Source organism: Aquimarina macrocephali JAMB N27, assembly GCF_000520995.1.
Classification (GTDB): domain Bacteria; phylum Bacteroidota; class Bacteroidia; order Flavobacteriales; family Flavobacteriaceae; genus Aquimarina; species Aquimarina macrocephali.
This window is the reverse complement of sequence record NZ_JACA01000023.1, coordinates 1-20697: the sequence shown is the minus strand read 5'-3', so window position 1 is coordinate 20697 and position 20697 is coordinate 1. Positions and strand designations below refer to the sequence as shown.

The following is a 20697-nucleotide window of genomic DNA, read 5'->3' as shown; positions in this document are numbered from 1 at the left end:
AAATATTAAATTAAACGTCAAACAAAATGTCTAAAGAGTTTTTATGTTTAGAAGAGAATTTGTGAATAATCAGACAATGTGTTCTAATGTTTAATACATCAGAATTCATGCTTTTGTGACGAAAATGAGGGTTTCCCCTCTTTGTAATACGTTATTTGCACTAAAATTAGTTAATTTCTTTTTTTCTAAAAAGGAATATGCTATTTTTTTATTCTTTATCATCTGAAAATCAATTATTTATATTTGTTTCAAATAAGAATTAATGACTCTTATTGATGCTTCGATATCATTAATCGTAATGATACATAGAGATAATCAATAATTTAATAGATAAGAAATACCATAATTAATTTATGATTTTAAGATACAATCGTACTTTAATCACAAACCTTTCAGTATGAAAATTAAAAGAACAGGGCTTATTTTATATGTCAAAAAATATGAAGAATCTATTGTGTTTTATGAAACTGTTTTAGAATTAACTATTTTATTTAAAAATGATGAATTAACGTGTTTTGATTTGTATGGTACTTATTTAATGGTTGAAAAAGAAGATAGGGAGGATTATCTGATAATGGATGAAATGAATGCAAAGACATTTAGTTGTATACGAATGAATGTAGACAATGTACAAAACCTGGCAAATGATTTAAAGAGAAAAGGAGTAGCTGTTGATTATCAGGAACACCATTGGGGAAAAGTAGCAAAATTCTATGATCCCGATAGAAATTTGATAGCGTTTAAAGATGAAGAAACTTTCACTAAACAAATAGAAGAATATATCCTAAAATCAAAATAACTTTTACAAATACCCAAATAGAGAATAAATACAGGTATAGATTTTAATTGTCCGTAGACAATTGTATTTTTGAATAACAAAAAAGTCACCTACATGAAAATTGTAATATCTCCAGCTAAATCATTAGATTTTGAAACAGCATTACCAACTCAGCAGTATACGACTCCAGCTTTTCTTGCAGAAATCGAAAAGTTGAATGGTGTATTGAAGAAAAAAACACCCAAAAAACTTTCTGAGCTAATGAGTATAAGTGATAAGTTAGCCCAACTTAATTGGCAACGTAATCAGGAGTTTCACCTTCCGTTTACAAAGGAAAATGCAAGGCCTGCAGTATATTCGTTTAATGGAGATGTATATATCGGATTAGATGCGTATACTATTCCCGAAAAAAAGTTAGACACATTACAAGATCAATTAAGAATACTTTCTGGATTGTATGGAGTTCTTAAACCTCTGGACCTAATGCAGCCTTACCGCCTTGAGATGGGAACTAAATTAAAAATGGGGCGAAAAAATAACTTATATGAGTTTTGGAAAAAAACAGTTACCCAGCACTTAAATGATGAATTGCAAGACGATGAATTATTTATCAATCTGGCGAGTAATGAATATTTTAGTGTAATTGATAAAAAAGCATTAAAAGTACCTGTGATTACTCCACAATTTAAAGATTGGAAAGGAGATAAACTTAAAATGATAAGCTTCTTTGCCAAAAAAGCCAGAGGTATGATGGCTCGTTATATTATCGATACTGGTGCAGAAACTATTGAAGATTTAAAAGGATTTAATTACGAAGGATATGGGTTTAGTGAAGAATATACTACAAAGCCTAATGAATTGGTTTTTGTGAGATAACTTAATAAGATAATTGTTAATGTGTGGGTATTGAAAATCTTCGATACGCTTTTGACAATTACTAACTTCCGTTTTCAAATGCATCTAATTTTAGTATCTTCAACCCAGATATTAGTAACACAAATCACTAGATGCAAAAAATTATCAATTTTCTCGACAGAGTTGGTGAGAAAATAGGAATATTGGTTAGTTGGGTAGCAACACTACTGGCAATAATCATTGGCCTTGATGTAATTATTCGCTATGTCTTTAAATTCACATATGTTTGGATGATCGAAATAGAGATTTATCTCTTCGGGATGATATTTCTACTAGCGTCTGGGTATACATTTAAATACGAGAAACATGTACGGGTTGATGTTTTTTATACCAAACTTTCAAGAAAAGGAAAAGCCTGGGTGGACCTTTTAGGAGGTGCTTTTTTGTTAATCCCCTGGTGTTATGTAGTTATTGTTTCTTCTTGGTATTATGGGTTGTCTTCTTTTATGATAGGAGAAAGTTCTCCTCAACCGGGAGGTTTACCTGCTTTATACGTACTTAAATTTTGTATTACTCTGGGTTTTGTTTTTCTGTTACTTCAAGGAATATCCCATATACTAAAATCAATTCAAATTATTTTTAATAAGGATTAGAAATGGAATATCTGGCAATAGTACTATTTGTAATAATCTTCATTCTTATTCTAAGAGGGTATCCGGTTGCTTTTACGTTAGGAGGGATTTCGGTAGCCTTTGCCTTTGGAGTATCTATTTTTGCTCCAGAAGTGTTTCAGATGTCTACATTTTATTTACTTCCGGCAAGAATTATGGGAGTAGTCAATAACTATGTGTTAATGGCAGTTCCTCTATTTATTTTTATGGGAATCATGCTAGAAAAATCTGGTCTTGCAGAGAGTTTATTAGAAACTATGGCAATGATGTTTGGACGTGTACGTGGTGGTTTGGCAATTTCTGTAGTGATTGTAGGTGCTTTACTTGCAGCATCTACTGGGATTGTTGGAGCAACAGTTGTAACAATGGGGTTAATAAGCCTGCCTACAATGCTTAAACGAGGATATAAAACAGAACTTGCAACAGGAGTAATAGCATCGTCAGGAACATTAGGGCAAATCATTCCGCCATCTATTGTATTAGTATTATTAGCAGATACAATTAATAGCTCATCACGAGGATCAGCCTCTGTAGATGTAGGAGCTTTATTTTCTGCCGCGCTATTGCCAGGGTTGATATTGGTAGGATTATATATTGGCTATATTTTAATAAAATCTTTCGTTCATAAAGAAGATGCTCCCAGTATTCCTGCAGAAGAGATTGCAGAATTTAGAGGAGCTAATTTCACTTCAAAAATTCTAAAAGCACTTTTCTTGCCAATACTTTTAATAGTATTGGTATTGGGCTCTATTTTTACAGGTATAGCTTCTCCTACAGAAGCTTCTGCTATTGGAGCTATTGGCGCAACAATACTAACCATAATTCAAAAAAAGTTTTCGTTTAAAATTCTAAAAGAAGTAGCTCAAGAAACTACAAAATTAACATCGATGGTGTTTTTTATTCTTTTAGGAGCAACTACATTTACCTTAGTATTCAGAACGTTGGGGGGAGATGCATATCTGCAAGAATTGATTATGTCATCTAATTTGACACCTCTTATGTTTTTGTTATTGGTCATGGTTGTGATTTTTATTGCAGGCTTTTTTATTGATTTTATTGAAATTGTTTTTATTATAGTGCCGGTAGTAACTCCTATTTTTAATGCTTTTGATATGGATATGTTGTGGGTTGGAATTTTGATAGCATTAAATCTGCAAACGTCGTTTTTGACACCACCATTTGGCTTTGCTTTGTTTTATCTTAAGGGTGTTGCGCCAGATAATGTAAAAACCAGCCAAATTTATAAAGGGATTATACCATTTATCATCATTCAATTAATTATTGTTGGTGTAGTCGTATTTTTTCCTGAAATTATTTTTATATCAAAATAGGATAATAAAATGTATCCTTTAGAAACCATAAAAGAATATCCTTTTTACTTTTCTAAAGATGATTAATAATATATTAGTAAACCTTATGAAACTTGTTAGAATCCAAAAACATAAAATTTTAAGGTGTTTGACCTTAGCAATTACTGTAGTATTGTTTCTTTCTTGTTTGGGGGATCCACCAGCAAGTATGCGAACTACTTCATATGATGTGACCAAACCCGATAAAGTGTTTTATTGGAAAATGACGACTACCTGGCCACCAAACTTTCCTGTGGTGGGTGAAGTTGCAGAGAAATACGCAGAATGGGTAGATGAATTGTCTAATGGGCAGATTAAAATAAAAGTGTATGGTGGTGGAGAATTAGTACCTCCGTTAGAAGCTTTTGATGTGGTGTCCCAGGGAACTATAGAGATGGGATGTGGAGCAGCTTATTATTGGGCAGGAAAAACTCCGGCAGCACAGTTTTTTGCAGCTGTACCATTTGGGATGAATAGTCAACAAATTACCTCTTGGTTAGAAACAGGAGGAGGATATGAATTATGGAAAAAGACATACGCTAAATTTAACCTCGTACCCTTTATGGGGGGAAATACAGGCGTACAGATGGGAGGGTGGTTTAACCGGGAAATCAACTCTGTAGAAGATTTTAAAGGATTAAAAATGCGCTTACCAGGTATTGGAGGAAAAGTATTAGAAAAAGCCGGAGGAGCAGCGGTTTTGGTTGCAGGTAGTGAAGTGTATACAAGTTTAGAAAGAGGAGTTATTGATGCCACCGAGTGGATTGGCCCATATCACGATTATAAAATGGGATTTCATAAAATTGCAAAATATTATTATACACCTGGATGGCATGAGACGGGTTCACAACTTGAGTTTTTTATTAATAAAAATTTGTACGACGGTCTGCCTCGACATCTACAAGCAGTTTTAGAAGCTGCTTCTAAACGAGCACAAGTATGGGTTTTGGCAGAGTTTGATAGACAAAATGGTATTTACCTGGATAAATTAATACATGAAGAAGGTGTTGAAATTCGTGAATTTTCTAAAGAAACTCTGGATGCCCTGCGAGGATTTACCGATGAAGCAATCCAGGAAATGATAGGAAATGATCCGCTTTCTAAAGAAGTATATGAAAGCTATTCAAGCTTTCAGAAAAAGATCTCCAAATGGTCCGAAGTAACAGAAAAAGCCTATTATAATAAAATACAGAAGTAATCAAAAAAACCGTTTCAGAGAAAATTTCTTCTGAAACGGTTTTTCTTATCAATTATGATGGTAAGTTAAAGCGTGAAATTTTCTTCTACATCCAAATCTATTGTGGTAACATTTCCATCAGAATCAGTTTGCGTTGCAACATTATCACAAGTTCCATCACCGTAATCTAAAGTAATGGTCGATGCATTTTCATTTGTTACAAGAACACCACTTACAACATATTTACAGTCGTTTTCTACTCTCATAGGGGTGGTAGTTTTAGAAGTATATAATTCTCCACTACTAAACTCTGCTTTGGTGTCCATGTTAATAAGAGTATATGACTCGGCAGATGCTTCATTAATTACGATTTCAACTGAAGTAGTATTCTTACTTAGTACAGAAAGTCCATCATCCCAGGTAAACTTAAAGTCAGAATTTGTTACAAATTTTTTGTCTAGTATATTGTATGTGGCAATAGAGCTTCCACTTACCGTTATACCATTAAAAGAAAAGTTCTCTAAGGTGTATGTTATATCGAATGCTAACTCCCCAGAAGCTTCTTTCATCTTATAGCTTAATAAAATTGTACCCGAAATAGCTTTTCCATCAGGAGACTTACAATTTTCACCAAAAGTGATAGTAGCAGTTCCTCCGGTATCTGTTAATTCAGAAGTAAGGGTTACACAATCATTAGAACTATTCTTTAAACTACGACTAGCATTAGATGGGTTATTCATAGAACCTTGTACTGCAGCGTTAATTTCTCGATTTGCGGACCTCACATCTTTATATTTGGCCGAGGCGGTAATCGGATTTGTTTCATTTGTGTTGTCATCGTCACTGCTACAACTAAACAAAAAAGTAGTAGCTACCAAAATACTTGCGAAAGCAATAATTCTGTTTTTCATAAGAAAATAATTAAAAAATAAAGGTTTATATATAAGTTAACTGCGGGGTATTGGGCGGCAAACTTAACTAATACATGCAATGGGAGGTACTAATCCTTTGTTAAAGTTTATTAGATTATTTTCATGGTATAACAAAAAAAAACGTTTCAGAAATTTTTTCTAAAACGTTTTAATTATTTTGAAATATCGTACTATAATTCTATGGTAGTTTCATTACCATCTGCATCGGTTTGAGTTGCAATATTATCGCATTCTCCATCACCATAGTTCAAAGTAATAACGGCACTATTTTCTGTAGTTGCTATAATACCACTCACAGTGTATTGGCATGAACTTTCATTACGTAGAGGAGTTGTAATCTCTACAGCAAATCGATCACCATTACTAAATTCGGTTAAACTATTACCGGTTGTTAAGCTATAAAAGATTAAGCTAGGCGGTGTATCTGGGTTAGTGTTTCCTGAGAAAGACTCTGTTGTAAAATTAGTTTTACTTGTTGCAGTAACACCGTCTGTCCATGCAAATGTGAAATCAGAATTTGTAGTGAATTTAGTATTTCCTGTGTCACTTTGAAAAGAAAATATAGTAGTGGCAGTTCCACTCACGGTAATATCTTTATAAACAATCTTGTCAAGACTATAACTAATCTCAATTTTACTTTCTGTATCCAGTTTAAGACTAAAACTCATACGGATACTACCAGAAATTACTTCTCCATTGGGTAACTCACAATTTTCACCAAAATCTATAGTAACAGTTTTTGTTTGATCTGTTATTTCTGAAGTGATCGTTGCACACTCAGGTGTTTTTACTTTAGAAAAAGACTTATTACCAATATTAGATTCGGCATTGAAAACATTTTCTACTACAGAATTTATTTCTTTGTTAGCAGATGTGATGTCTTTATATTGTTTAGAAGTCGTAACCGCAGTAGTTGGTATCTGTGTTGCGTCGTCGTCATTACTACAGCTTAGTAAAAGGCTACAGGTTATGAATAACAGGCCTGTGTAGGCAAAAAATCTTTTTTTCATTGTTAAAAGCTTTAATTAATAAATTGAAAAATGTTATGGGACGTATGATCAGTAAACGATTATAACTTACAGAATCTTATAAAAGGTGTAGTTAATTTGTGTTAAGGTTATGTTATAAGATGTTATTGTAAGATGCTGAATTGGAGACAGAAGATTGTTAAACATATCACAGATTAATTTTATTTATACCAATTTTAACATTACTGTTGCACAGCATTTTTCTTATCAATATCTTCGTAGCGAATGTTCGCTAAAAATGGTTTTAACTCATAAATTATATCATGCAAATCAAAAAAGTTTTAGTAGCTAATCGGGGGGAAATTGCAATCCGTATTTTTAGAGCTTGTACAGAAATTGGATTAGAAACAGTAGGAGTATATACCTATGAAGATCGATATTCTTTACACAGATACAAGGCAGATGAAGCATATCAGATTGGCGAAAATAATGAACCATTGAAGCCTTATCTAAATATAGAGGCCATCATAAAAGTTGCCAAAAACAATAATGTAGATGCTATTCATCCTGGCTATGGTTTTCTTTCTGAGAATGCAGAGTTTGCACAACAATGTTTAGAAAATGATATCATATTCATTGGACCTAAAGTATCAGTTTTACGTTCACTGGGAGATAAGATCACGGCTAAAAAGGTAGCGATCGAGAATGATATTCCTATCATAGAGAGTAACAAAGAGGATCTTACAGATGTAAAAATAGCATTAAAAGAAGCTAAGCGTATTGGATATCCGGTAATGCTTAAAGCTGCTTCTGGAGGTGGAGGCCGAGGGATGCGAGTGATTCGAAATGATGAAGAACTGGGAAAAGCATACCCAGAATCACGAAGAGAAGCCTTAAATGCTTTTGGAGATGATACCGTATTTCTGGAGAAGTTTGTGGAGAATCCAAAACATATCGAAATACAGATCGTAGCAGATCATCACGGTAATATGGTACATCTTTTTGAACGTGATTGTTCGGTACAACGACGGTATCAAAAAGTAATCGAGTATGCTCCTTCTTTTGGAGTATCCGAAGATATAAAACAGGATTTATACAATTATGCACTTGCTATTTGTAAAGCAGTGGATTATAATAATATTGGTACTGTAGAATTTTTGGTTGATGAAGACCAAAGTATCTATTTTATTGAAGTGAATCCACGCGTGCAGGTAGAACATACGGTGACAGAGATTGTAACAGGAATAGATCTAATAAAAGCTCAGGTATTTATTGCAGGAGGATATAAATTATCTGATAAGCAGATTAAAATAGAAAGCCAGGAGAGTATAAAAACAACAGGATTTGCACTACAATGTAGGATTACAACAGAAGATCCCGAGAATGATTTTAAACCTGATTATGGAACTATTACAACCTATCGTAGTGCATCGGGATTTGGGATTCGGTTAGATGCAGGAAGTGTATACCAGGGAGTAACTATTTCACCGTTCTTTGATTCGATGTTGGTTAAAGTTTCGGCAAATAGTAGAACTCTTGATGGCGCATGTAGAAAAATGTTAAGAGCACTGTCTGAGTTTAGAATACGTGGTGTAAAAACTAATATGCCATTCTTGGCTAATATCTTAAGACACGAAACCTTCAGAAAAGGAGAGGTAACCGTTAATTTTATTCAGAATACCAAATCGTTATTTGCGATTAAAGAACCTCGTAATCGAGCAACCAAATTGGCCAATTTCTTAGGAGATATTATTGTAAATGGTAATCCTGATGTTAAAAAGATTGACGATACAAAAACTTTTGTAGTACCTACAGTTCCAAAATTTGACGAAACCCTGGGATACGCAAAAGGAACCAAAAATTTACTTACCGAATTAGGGCCAGAGAAGTTCGCAACATGGCTGAAGAATGAAAAGAAAGTTCATTTTACTGATACTACAATGCGTGATGCGCATCAAAGTCTATTAGCAACCAGAATGCGTACCTATGATATGCTTAAAGTTGCAGAAGGGTTTGCTAAAAACCATCCAGAAATCTTTAGTATGGAAGTTTGGGGTGGAGCTACTTTTGATGTCTGCCTTCGTTTCCTTAAAGAAAATCCATGGGAAAGACTTCGCTCGCTACGAGAAGCAATGCCCAATCTACTGCTTCAAATGTTAATTCGTGGATCTAATGGTGTAGGGTATACAGCATATCCTGATAACTTGATAGGAAAATTTGTAGAACAATCCTGGGAGAATGGGGTAGATGTATTTAGAATTTTTGATTCCCTAAACTGGATGAAATCTATAGCCCCATGTATCGAACATGTACGTACAAGAACACAAGGTCTTGCCGAAGGTTCTTTATGCTATACAGGAGATATTTTAGATCCTAATCGAACTAAATATACTCTCGATTATTATATTCAACTGGCCAAAGATATCGAAAATGCAGGAGCACATATTCTGGGAATCAAAGATATGGCAGGATTACTAAAACCATATGCTGCTTATGAATTGGTTTCGGCATTAAAATCCGAAATTAATATTCCTATACACCTGCATACACATGATACTTCTTCAGTACAATCGGCAACTTATCTTAAAGCAATTGAAGCGGGTGTAGATGTTGTAGATGTTGCTTTAGGTGGGCTATCTGGATTAACAGCACAACCCAATTTTAATGCAATAGCAGAAATGATGAGGTTTCATGAGCGTGAGAATGTAATGGATATCTCTAAACTAAACGAGTATTCTAATTACTGGGAGGCTGTACGCGAATACTATTATGTTTTCGAGTCTGGATTAAAAGCAGGAACAGGAGAGGTGTACCAACACGAAATCCCCGGAGGACAATACTCTAACTTAAAACCACAAGCACAAGGGTTAGGGTTAGCAGATCGTTTTCATGAAATTACTAAAATGTATGGAGAGGTAAATGAACTTTTTGGAGATATTGTAAAGGTAACACCAAGCTCTAAAGTAGTGGGGGATATGGCACAATACCTGGTGAGTAATAACCTAACTATAGAAGATGTAAAAGAGCGTGGAGATACCATTTCATATCCGCAATCGGTGGTTAGTTTGTTTAAAGGAGAATTAGGGCAGCCCGTTGGTGAATTCCCTAAAGACCTTCAGAAATTAATACTAAAGGATCAAAAACCATTTACAAACAGGCCGAATGCACATCTGGAACCTGTTGATTTTGAAACCGAATTTACAGAGTTTGTCAAGATATTCAAAAAAGGTATGGGAAGAGAACTGGATATTACAGATTTTCTTTCTTATAAATTATATCCAAAAGTTTTTACAGGAGCCTATAATCATCACTTAAAATATGGTAATGTGATGACGATACCAACCAAAAACTTTTTTTATGGAATGGTACCTGGAGAGGAGATCATTATAAAACTTGATAAAGGAAAAATACTGTTAATAGAATTGATATCGGTAGGAGAGCCTCATGATGATGGTAAAGTCACTGTATTCTTTAAAGTAAATGGCCAAACCAGAAATGTAGAGATACAAGATAATTCTATTAAAGTAGATAAAGTAATACATGCAAAAGTGGATAAGGCCGATGCTAAACAGATAGGAGCCCCTTTACAAGGATCATTATCCTCTGTATTGGTCAAAACCGGTCAGGAAGTAAAAAAGAATGATCCACTATTTATCATCGAAGCCATGAAAATGGAAACTACCATTACAGCCAATGAGGATGCAGTGATTAAGAAAATTATTCTTAAATCTGGTACGATGGTAAATGCAGATGATTTGGTGATCATGCTTAAATAGTTTTGTCTATTTTTACATCATGCCATATTTTTTAATTATTGCCTTACAAGGCTTTTGTATTTACCATGCTATCAAGAATAAAAACAATTACTATTGGTTTTTTGTAATTATATTTTTGCCGGTGTTAGGGAGTGTTATCTATCTTTTGACTCAGGTATTTAGTAAAAAAGATCTGGATGTGGTTCAGGATGAGATTGTGAACGTGATTAATCCTACGAAGAAGATTGATGATTTACAAAAACAACTAGATTTTGCTGAAACATTTCAGAATCGGGTGAATTTGGCAGATGCTTTATTAGAAATAAAAGATTATCCTAATGCTATAAACGAATATGAAGTGGCACTTAGTACCAATTATGATGAGGATGCCGGTGTTGTCAAGAAGTTAATAGAAGGGTATTATCAAACCAAAAACTATGATAAAGTTATCTTTTGTGCCGAGAAGATAAATGCTAAACCTGATTTTAAAGGATCTAGAAGTCAGTTTTTATATGGTTTGGCATTAGAAGAAATAGGACAGTCTGAAAAAGCAGAAGATAATTTGAGACAGATTGATCAACGATATTCTAATTATCAGGAACGATATATACTTGCTCAGTTTTTGGTAGAAAAAGGAAAAAATGAAGAAGCTAAAGAAATTCTATCCGAAATTTTGACAGAATCTCAACATATGTCAAAACCCAATCGAAGTAAATATCAGGGAGTAGTAAATGATGTAAAGAAATTAGCTTCTTCTCTTTAGACACACTCTAGATTGTACTATAAAAATATATAACCTCACAGGTTTTCAAAACCTGTGAGGTTATAAAGTCTAATGGGGCTAGTGTGTTACGAGTTGCTTTTTGAAAGCTCTCTTAAATTTTCTTTTGAAGAAAAAATGAATTATTGCGAGTCGATAATCTCAAAAGTCTCAATAGGCTCTTTTACTTTTGTTATCATAATTCCTTTTTCTTGAAGAAGTAGTTTAATTTCTTGAATAGGATCGGTAGCTTTTTTGATTTCGTTTAATTTCATGCCGTACGTGTACACTAATTTATCTTTTAAGGTAGTATCAGAAGTGAAAAATTCTTTAGATGTATTTTCGAAAAGCGGTATGAGTCTTTTAATTGGAGTATAAAGTGTTGAAGTTCCTTCCTCTAATTCATTTCTTGCGATGATATATTTATTTGGAAGAGTAACGGATAATTTGTTTACTAAATGTTCGTTTTTAACATTTTTAAATTTGATGTCTAAATAACTCAATAGCTCTTCGTGTATTTCTTTAAATGCTTTTTTTAAATCATTTCCTTTCTCGTTTTTAGAATATATGATGTCATAAGCAAAAGTGTCCTTGGAATTATTTTTTATTCGTATTTCTGAAGGAATTTTATTAATTATTTTGAAAATATTAATTAACTCATTACCTATAATTGTAATTCCAACAGAATTATTCTGCGAGCCATATCCAGCAATGTTACTTTTTTGATATGGTGATTTGCGTATTACAAAACTTCTAATATTTGCTTTGTCAACTAATTTTCGGGATTCTTCAGGTTTGTTTGAGCTTATGTTTTTCATTAAATCAATATAAACAGGATCTTCACCTGGATAATATCCACCAGAAAATGGTATTCCCGACACTTTAGAATCGTTCTTCATTTCTGGTTCGGCTAGTTTTTTAAGAGTGATTGTATCAGTTGTTAAAACCTCTTCTATTAATTTTTCAGTAAGACGATTACCTCTGTAAACGATTTCACCTTTTTTATTGATAATTACAATACTTGGGAAAGATTGAATCTCATAATCCTTAAGGGTTTGTTTGCCTTCTATTCGGCCGATCCAGAAATCAAGATCAATATTTTTTAGAAAATTCTCTAACTTTTCTTTTGGATCATTTGTAATGGCAATAATGTTTACTCCTTTGCCTTTGTATTTATTGTATAATACATTGTTCTTAGGAAACTCTGCAATGCATGGACTACACCAGGTAGCCCAAAAGTCTAAAATTACAACCTCTCCTTTAAGAGATGCAATTGTAGGTATTTCAAGATCAGGCTTGTTATAAATGTCTTTTAATGATATTTCGATAGCCTTTCTCGTAGAGGTTTTGCTAGTATCTTGAGGCAAAGTTTTAGTGCTATCATTAGTACAGCTTAAGCTTAGTGTGATAATGAAGCTAAAAAGGATTGTGATTTTTTTCATTAATCTTATTTTTTGAAGTCGAAACAAAAGTATAGTTTCACCTATAGCTCAAACATTTAAATAAGACTAAAAAAGAACTAATACCAGTATGAAAAAAGTACTAGTAACCTTTGATAATTAAGAAGCTAATAATATTTTAAGTTCATTTCTGTTTTTAACATTAAGCTTGGTGTAAATCTTTGATAGGTGAGATTTAATAGTAGAAACCTCTAAATGAAGTTGGATGGCAATTTCTTTATTTTGATACTCTTGTATTATAAGCTCTAAGATTTCTTTTTCACGTCTGGTAAGTGATTTAATTAATTGATTATAATCTGTGAACTCATATTTTTCTGATTGAATATGAGTAGATGATATTGAGGTAATTTTCTTTTTCAGACTAAAAATGTAGACAATTAGGATTATTACAAACAAGCAAAGAAGAATAATCGCAATATCCTTAAGTAGGGAAAAATTGTACTTATCAACTTTAGATTCATTCTTATTAACCTTATATCCAATTACATCTATTTTTTTACTAAATGCTTCAACATATGCAAATGTTTCTTCGTTACTTTTCTTTAATTTGAAAAGAAGCTCTTTGTAAAAATCAGAATCATTTGAATACTCTTTTTCAATATTTAATTTTTGAACTGCAAATATGATTACAAGTGGATACGTGTTTGATTTACAAAACTCTTTAATAATATTTTTTCTCTTTTTTGCAATTAACTTTTGTCCTTTTTCTGATTTTAGATAAGGACTAGAATCTTGATTGTTTAAATTGTAGAGCGATAATTCTAACTCTTTAATTTTATTATTTTGTTTTTCAAAATCCCCTGTGATTATATAATCAAGAGGGTTAGTACTAAAATCTGAAGATTCTATATGTATTTTTGATTTGTCGTTAAGGATAAGTAAAATATGATTTTTTGGTTTGTAAGATAACATTACATCAATTTTTTCATTTTCTACCAGATAAATTCTTACCACGCTATTTCCTGGCGGTAAATTATTTCCTTTAAAAATAAAATTCCCATCCATATCAAGTGTTGTAGAATTAATAATTTGACGAGAAGATGCAATATTGTAGTCTTCACCTGGCTCTATGTATGCCATATAAATTTTATCATGCCAAAGCTTATCATAATTTGATAACTGACCAGAAATTTCATATTGAGCAAAGATGAGTTGACCTGAAAAAAATAGTATAATGTAAACAAGATGCCTGCTCTTCATGCTGAGGTAATTATAAAAAGTTATAAGATATTTAGTTTTCTTAACGTTTTATTGTCATAAATGTATACAATTAGATTCATCTTTATATATCTATCACCTTGGTAGTTTCTAAAATCTTTCTATTTTTACTAAAAAGTAGAAATATCCCCGGGAAACATTGAGAGTCAGGCCTATTCAAATATCATTATTTATCCTATTCGTATTGGGAGTATTATTTGGACTCATGTTTTTGAGTCAAAAAGGAGGGGTTCAAAAAGCTCAAACACAAGATGATGGATTCTCGTATGAAGGGATTTCGGTTAAATATCCCACGCATACTACATTTTTGGGATTAGAAAAAGATTCATCGCTTACAAGACAAGATATTCTAGAAGTCACTCAGATTGTAACTCCTCTGGATATTGAAACCGATGAAAGTAAAAAAGATATTGCTTTAACCGAGGAAATAAAAAAACTCCCTGACTTCTCAGAAATAGATACGACTCGTATTGTTAGGATCAAGTATCCTGAGGGTAATCCTGATTTTGCAAGTGAGCTGAGAGAAAAATTATCTTCTAGAGCATGTAGAATTATACATTATGGCGATTCTCAAATCGAAGGCGATCGTATTACAGGATATCTTCGTAATAGACTTCAGGGTATGTATGGAGGTAGTGGCCCTGGGTTTCTTCCTGTACTACCTGTGTATCGACAAATAAGCGCTATTGTAGAACCAAGTGAAAATTGGGAACGTTTTGCGTTTTTTGACCCTACTCAAAAAAAGTTTTCACATCGAAAATATGGAGCCTATCTTTCCGCTTCTCGTTTTACAGCATATCAAAAAGAACTTCCAGATAGCACTATGGTTGATTCTTTACCAATTATCAAAGCCTCTGTGAAAATAGGAAAGTCTAGGAAAACGTATGCAAAATTCAGGTACTTTACCAATATTGGACTGCATTATGGTAATTGTAACTTTCCGATCAAAGTATCGGTGTATAATGATGGGGTTTTGGTTCAGCAAGATAATCTGATTGCAGATGGTAAATATCATCAATATAAAATAAGAACAGCAACTACACCTACAGATCTCAAAATTGAACTGGAAGGTAAAGTTAGTGCAGATTTTTATGGATTAACATTGGATGGAGGATCTAGGGTGCAAATTGATAACGTGGCGATGCGGGGAGCTTCGGGAACGGTTTTTGCAAATTCGAGTGCAGCTATCTACAGCCAGATGATGAGGCAATTAAAACCAAAAATTGTTATTATGCAATATGGAGGTAATACGATGCCATATCTCAAAGATTCTACAGATATAACCAAGTATACTAAACGAATTACCAGACAGGTAAATTGGATTAGAAGGCGGGCAAAAAATACCAGTATTGTATTTATAGGGCCTACAGATATGTGTCTTCCGGTAAACGGTAAAATGGAAACCTACCCGTTATTACCGTATCTTAATGCTGAATTAATGAAAACTTGCCTGGAAAATAATGTAGCGTATTGGAGTATGTATGATGCTATGGGCGGAAAAGGAGCGATGAAGTTATGGGTAGACGAAAAATTAACCGCCAAAGATTATATGCATTTTACCTGGAAAGGAACCAAAATAATTTCAGAACTATTTTTTATAGCCCTATACCTTGACCTCAAAGAACCTGATAACCATGATGAGACGTAACAAATTATTCTTTTATGTATGGCTTTTAACATTGCCCTTGATGGCACAAACCTATGTTATAGATACCATACAAAATAAATACCCTTTTGTGAATTGGAAAGCCAATACCATAAAAATGGCAGAAAATTCACCGGCATTTAAGACACTTTTTCGCAAATTAGACACAATTGCAAAAGGAGGAAAAGAAGATTTACATGTTTTTCATATCGGAGGATCTCATATTCAAGCAGATATTTATTCGAATCGTTTACGATCTTACCTTCAGATGATGAGCCCTACTGCAAAAGGACAACGAGGATTTATTTATCCATTTAGTATTGCCAAAACCAATAACCCCGGTAACTATAGAGTAAAGTATGATGGTGAGTGGACGGGATACCGATGTTCGGTTCGAAAAGACAGTGTGGCCTGGGGATTATCGGGAGTAACAGCAGTTTTTAAGGACAGCGTATCAAATGTGAAAATAATAGCGAATGGCAATAATTATCATGAAAAGATGTACGATTTTAATAAAATCAGAATCTTTTATGATAATTGGAGTACCGACTATGAGATATCTTTTAAACAAGATTCACTAGTTTCTGTGGTTAAAGAAAATAAAGAAGCACATTTTATAGAATATACATTACATAAAAGTGTTGAAGAAATTGAGTTTTGTATTCGCAAAATTAAAGATGAAGAAAATGCCGAATTTTTGATGATGGGTATCGAATTAATGAATGATAATAAAGGGATTCAATATACTTCTATAGGAGTAAATGGCGGTAGTTTTTCGTATTATAAAAGATGTCGCTTTTTTGATGACCAGTTATTGCTCTATAAACCAGATTTATTTATAGTATCGATTGGTACGAATGATGCATATCACCCCGATTTTAATCCAGACGCATATAAAGCATATTACACAGATTTAATAAAATTAGTTCAAAAAGCAAATCCTAATTGTGCAGTATTACTTACTGTGCCTAATGATTCGTATTACAAAAAGAAATTCCCAAATCCGAGAACCAGAATTGCTCAAAAGATAATCTATGAAGTGGCAAAAGAACAAAAAATGGCGGTTTGGGATTTTTATGAAATTATGGGAGGTTTTAATTCCTCAAAAGATTGGTATGCAAATAAACTAATGCCTAGAGATCGTATTCATTTTACAGTTATGGGATATCGTATAAAAGCAGATCTTTTGTTACAAGCATTAGCGCATTCATGGGAAAACGAATTGCAATTAGAGCCAGACTCTATTTTGAATCAGGTAATTAATGAATAGACTTATTGACATATTTTCTTTCTCAGAAGATTTTCCGTTGATCTTTACACAAGCGAACTTCTGGGTTTTCTTTGCAGCAGTATATTTTATTTACGCTATAGTATATAGTAAAAAAAATCTACGAAGTGCTTATCTATTTGCCATAAGTCTACTTTTTTATTATAAAACCAGTGGTCTTTTTATAGGGATTTTACTATTTAGTACAGTCAATGATTTCTTTTTGGGTAAAGCTATTTATAATAGTAGGTCGGTTTTACTTCAGAAAACATTGGTTGCTATAAGTGTGATTATTAATCTGGGAACACTTTGTTATTTTAAATATGCCTATTTCTTTACAGATTCGTATAATTTCCTTTTCCAAACCGATTATGAGGTTATTAATTACTTGGCGCAATGGGCTAATACATGGAGTACGGTAGATTACTTTACAGTAGATAAAATTATCCTTCCTGTGGGAATTTCTTTTTACACATTTCAAACGATTAGCTACAGTGTAGATATTTATAGAAAACAAATCAAACCTTTAAAATCTATTATTGATTTTGGGTTTTTTGTTAGTTTTTTCCCGCAGTTAGTTGCGGGGCCAATAGTAAGAGCTGCTGATTTTGTACCTCAGATTAGAAAAGAGATTACTATTACCAAACAAGAATTTGGCCAGGCAACTTTTATGATCCTTAAAGGGTTGATTAAAAAAATGTTATTTGCCGATTATATTGCAGCCAATTTTATGGATCGGGTATTTGATGTTCCCGAGATGTTTTCTGGTTTCACTAATATCATGGCTATGTTTGGGTATTCTTTACAAATCTATGGTGATTTTTCTGGGTATACCGATATTGCTATTGGATTAGCATTGCTTATGGGCTATAAACTACCGGTTAATTTTAATTCGCCATATAAAGCCATTCACTGCGGTGATTTCTGGAGACGTTGGCATATTTCATTATCGAGCTGGCTTAAAGATTATTTATATATTCCTATTGGGGGTAATCGTAATGGAACAATCTTTTCCTACACATTTATATTGATTTTTACATTTTTAGGAGTTTTTGCTGTTTCTGATTATGCGATAGCACTGTTGGCTGCTTCGGGAATTGGTGCTATACTTATTATTACACTTTTCTCACCTAGGTTGGCCTGGCATTTTAATAGAAATGTTAATATCATGATTACCATGTTAGTCGGTGGATTATGGCATGGTGCCTCATGGAAATTTGCAATCTGGGGAGGACTTAATGGTATCGGAATTGTAGTATACAAATATTGGCGTAAGATAAGCCCGTATGAAGAATCTAAGGCCTGGTATGCCTTGTTATGGAGAATTGCACTGACTTTTGTATTTATCACCTTTACACGTATCTATTTTAGAGGAAACAGTATGGATCACATTGATCGTTTTTATCAGCAAGTGGTCACCAATATGGATTGGCAGAATGCCCTGGCTGTACTCTGGGAGTATCGTATTGTATTTATTGTTATGCTTTTAGGATATATCACTCACTGGTTACCGTATCGTACCAAAAGTTGGATAGAAACTGTATTTATTAAAAGCAATATGCTTGTTAAAGCTGTAGTTGTGATAGCGGTAGCAATTGTCTGTTATCAAACCTATGCGGCCGATTTCCAGCCCTTTATTTATTTCCAATTTTAGGCAGTGAAGCGTTAGAGCAGGGGGGAGGAGAAACCACTTATATAAGTACCCACCCCCACTTGTGTAAGTGGGTATCTATACAATATTAGAGGTTGCCTTTTTTTCTCACATCAATTTAATGGTTGATGTAAGGCAATTCTATTACCCCGCTCCCGCTAGCGTCTCGCTAGTGGCACTACAGTTTAGATAACGCAAAAAACATCAATCTCTATACTGTCTACATAGTCTCCTGATAATTTTTTGCGTAACTATATTTACAATACACGATAGCGAAGCTAACAAAATATAATCCAGATGTATTATAAAATTTATAATTCCTGTTCATCTTGCTAAAATATAATATTACAGTTTCAAAAAATGAAACTAGAATATTGTAATCCTAATAAAAAACCAGTTACAATAATGTAACTGGTTTTTCTAATTTTTGTATTCTTACCCACCAATCTTTGACGCCACTAGCGGGAGCGGGGTAGAAAAAGTATCTATCTATAATCTAATTGATTCCCTTATCTCTAAGAAAAAACTAAAAGATAATCTTACGAACCTAATTTCTTCGTAAGTATATTGTATAAAAAAATCCACAACATTAATGCTGTGGATTTTTTATGTTTAGTCATACTGCTTTAAGCATCACGCGAAGTCAGGAGACTTTGCGCAGCTAGGGGAATTTCTAATTTTTATTGCATTCTTCTGTCTAGTTCTTCAATATATTTAGTAATATTTCTTGAAAAATGCATAGATGTTTCTTTCTTTAAAAGAGTATCTACTTCGGCATAAACCCATATAGTATCTTTTCTATGAACATAATACCACCCATATACTTTGTACCCTGGATCTGCTTTAAAATTCTCAATCCTATCTTTAATAATTGGCCCTTTAAAAGGTACTTTATCAATACCTCTATCAAAAGTAGTATTTTCAAAATTAAATCTTGCTTCATCTAGTAAATCCTGTTCTTTAGGAGGTTGACAAGAAGTTAAAAGAATACATAAAAATAGTAATCCTAAAGCTTTTTTAATTTGATATATTTCCTTTACCATAAAAATTTATTTTAAACTCTTTATTGTGTAAATTAAAAGGACTTCTATCTGCAACTATTCTACCCCCGACGGTTGCTGCATTCCTTATTCCTCTCTTAGCGTTTTCTTTAATACGTGTTAGAGGGGAACTAGCTGTACTTCGTCTATTATGCCTTCCAAAATCATAAACGTCAGGAGCTGCACTAACTTTATTTTCACCTTCGTAAGTAAAAGTAACATTTCCGTAAATAGCTCCATCTTCAGAATCAAAAAGTGTTTGTATTGGTTTAGTAGAACCTACACTTTTAAATTGTTCTGAAGAAATAAAACCCAAATCGACTTTAGATAAATCTACAAATAAAGGTTTTCCTCCTCCATTTCTATACCAGTCGTTTGCTTCTGATAATGTTATTTTCCCATCATAATCAGGTCGGTCTTTTAAGCCATTATAATTTTTAATTAATTTTTCACCAGCAGCTCCGTCTTTTAAACCTTCTGTGCCTAAATTATTTGATAATGCATCTTCATGAGACATCCCTTGTTCAAAATTCTCTGCTTCCATAACTATTGCTTTTCCTTGCAACCCTTGATCATCTGTACCTAAGAAATTACCTCCTGTATCATAAATCGGTGAAAAAGCAGCACGACCGTCTGGATCTATAAGATTAATTGGATTATTCATCATTGAGTTATATGGCGACCAACTTGAAAACTCCTCGCTTAATGGATCTGGTGACATCCAACGTCCTATAGCTCCATCATAGTTTCTAGCGCCAAAGTCGTGCCATTCTAACCCTAGTTCTGATTGTTCTTCTTTTCCATTAAACCCATAATTGTGATTTCTTCCTCGTAGTGTACTATTATATCCAGAGTGAGTCATGCCGAAGGGATAATAGTTTTTTTCCTGTATGATTTCATCTTGTGTGATAACCCTATCTTTGTTTCTATCTGAATACGAGAGTCTTAAGTTTTGAAGGTGATCTTTAAACTGGTATACATACTTATATCCATCGGCTTCTTTCTCTACAATACCCTCTGGGTGATTAAAAAACTCTAGGGCGCCATTCTTATACACATAATTACCGGCTTTCCTCCACGCCAGCTGGCCTGTTCGCTAAAAATACCCGCAGGGTATTTTCTTTACGCTCCATCCTGTTAATGAACTTCCCTCTGTGGCAATTTTTTTTAA

The 20697-nt window shown here is 33.3% G+C and carries 16 protein-coding genes; 10 read left to right on the top strand and 6 right to left on the bottom strand.

Annotated elements, in window-relative coordinates; all coding sequences use genetic code 11:
• The first annotated feature begins 397 nt into the window (after positions 1 to 397).
• The 5 genes from Z054_RS0114265 (at position 398) to Z054_RS0114245 (ending at position 4851) form a co-directional block, all read left to right on the top strand.
• Positions 398 to 799 carry a VOC family protein gene (locus tag Z054_RS0114265; protein WP_024770735.1) on the top strand — a complete coding sequence of 134 codons (402 nt, stop codon included), beginning with the start codon at positions 398 to 400 and terminating at the stop codon, positions 797 to 799.
• Positions 800 to 892: 93 nt separating this feature from the next.
• Entirely contained in the window at positions 893 to 1654 is a 762-nt protein-coding gene (gene yaaA / locus Z054_RS0114260) for a peroxide stress protein YaaA (RefSeq protein WP_024770734.1), read from the top strand.
• A gap of 131 nt (positions 1655 to 1785) precedes the next feature.
• The gene (locus Z054_RS0114255; protein ID WP_024770733.1) at positions 1786 to 2286 is read left to right on the top strand and encodes a TRAP transporter small permease subunit; all 501 of its coding nucleotides are present in this window, start codon (positions 1786 to 1788) and stop codon (positions 2284 to 2286) included.
• Between the two features lie 2 nt (positions 2287 to 2288).
• The gene (locus Z054_RS0114250; protein WP_024770732.1) at positions 2289 to 3635 is read left to right on the top strand and encodes a TRAP transporter large permease; all 1347 of its coding nucleotides are present in this window, start codon (positions 2289 to 2291) and stop codon (positions 3633 to 3635) included.
• A gap of 127 nt (positions 3636 to 3762) precedes the next feature.
• Positions 3763 to 4851, top strand: a complete 1089-nt coding sequence (locus Z054_RS0114245) for a TRAP transporter substrate-binding protein (RefSeq protein ID WP_241461416.1) — start codon at positions 3763 to 3765, stop codon at positions 4849 to 4851.
• A gap of 65 nt (positions 4852 to 4916) precedes the next feature.
• On the opposite strand, the gene Z054_RS0114240 is transcribed toward Z054_RS0114245, so the two are convergent.
• Positions 4917 to 5741 (bottom strand): hypothetical protein, encoded by an 825-nt coding sequence (locus Z054_RS0114240; protein WP_024770730.1) that lies wholly within the window; start codon positions 5739 to 5741, stop codon positions 4917 to 4919.
• 191 nt (positions 5742 to 5932) lie between these two features.
• Positions 5933 to 6772 (bottom strand): hypothetical protein, encoded by an 840-nt coding sequence (locus Z054_RS0114235; protein ID WP_024770729.1) that lies wholly within the window; start codon positions 6770 to 6772, stop codon positions 5933 to 5935.
• 281 nt (positions 6773 to 7053) lie between these two features.
• Here Z054_RS0114235 and Z054_RS0114230 point away from each other — a divergent pair, with 281 nt between their 5' ends.
• Together Z054_RS0114230 and Z054_RS0114225 are read left to right on the top strand one after the other, a co-directional pair.
• Positions 7054 to 10506 carry a pyruvate carboxylase gene (locus Z054_RS0114230; protein ID WP_024770728.1) on the top strand — a complete coding sequence of 1151 codons (3453 nt, stop codon included), beginning with the start codon at positions 7054 to 7056 and terminating at the stop codon, positions 10504 to 10506.
• Positions 10507 to 10525: 19 nt separating this feature from the next.
• Positions 10526 to 11248: a tetratricopeptide repeat protein gene (locus Z054_RS0114225; protein ID WP_024770727.1), complete on the top strand. Its 723-nt coding sequence runs from the start codon at positions 10526 to 10528 to the stop codon at positions 11246 to 11248.
• 140 nt (positions 11249 to 11388) lie between these two features.
• Here Z054_RS0114225 and Z054_RS30270 read toward each other — a convergent pair whose 3' ends face one another.
• The gene (locus Z054_RS30270) at positions 11389 to 12687 is read right to left on the bottom strand and encodes a TlpA family protein disulfide reductase (RefSeq protein ID WP_024770726.1); all 1299 of its coding nucleotides are present in this window, start codon (positions 12685 to 12687) and stop codon (positions 11389 to 11391) included.
• 117 nt (positions 12688 to 12804) lie between these two features.
• On the bottom strand, positions 12805 to 13905 hold the full coding sequence (locus tag Z054_RS30265) for a response regulator transcription factor (RefSeq protein ID WP_024770725.1): 1101 nt from the start codon (positions 13903 to 13905) through the stop codon (positions 12805 to 12807).
• Positions 13906 to 14107: 202 nt separating this feature from the next.
• On the opposite strand from Z054_RS30265, the gene Z054_RS0114210 reads away from it, so the two are divergent.
• From Z054_RS0114210 to Z054_RS0114200, 3 genes are read left to right on the top strand one after another with little or no spacing between them, the layout of a single operon-like run.
• Positions 14108 to 15571, top strand: coding sequence for a GDSL-type esterase/lipase family protein (locus Z054_RS0114210; protein ID WP_152538563.1), 1464 nt, complete (start codon positions 14108 to 14110; stop codon positions 15569 to 15571).
• Positions 15558 to 16838, top strand: coding sequence for a GDSL-type esterase/lipase family protein (locus Z054_RS0114205; RefSeq protein ID WP_084050364.1), 1281 nt, complete (start codon positions 15558 to 15560; stop codon positions 16836 to 16838). Before Z054_RS0114210 ends, Z054_RS0114205 begins: the two co-directional genes overlap by 14 nt.
• The gene (locus Z054_RS0114200) at positions 16831 to 18489 is read left to right on the top strand and encodes an MBOAT family O-acyltransferase (protein WP_024770722.1); all 1659 of its coding nucleotides are present in this window, start codon (positions 16831 to 16833) and stop codon (positions 18487 to 18489) included. Before Z054_RS0114205 ends, Z054_RS0114200 begins: the two co-directional genes overlap by 8 nt.
• 677 nt (positions 18490 to 19166) lie before the next feature.
• On the opposite strand, the gene Z054_RS0114195 is transcribed toward Z054_RS0114200, so the two are convergent.
• On the bottom strand, positions 19167 to 19529 hold the full coding sequence (locus tag Z054_RS0114195) for a hypothetical protein (RefSeq protein WP_024770721.1): 363 nt from the start codon (positions 19527 to 19529) through the stop codon (positions 19167 to 19169).
• Entirely contained in the window at positions 19504 to 20583 is a 1080-nt protein-coding gene (locus Z054_RS0114190) for an RHS repeat domain-containing protein (RefSeq protein ID WP_024770720.1), read from the bottom strand. The genes Z054_RS0114195 and Z054_RS0114190 overlap by 26 nt, the downstream gene beginning before the upstream one ends.
• Positions 20584 to 20697: the final 114 nt, after the last annotated feature.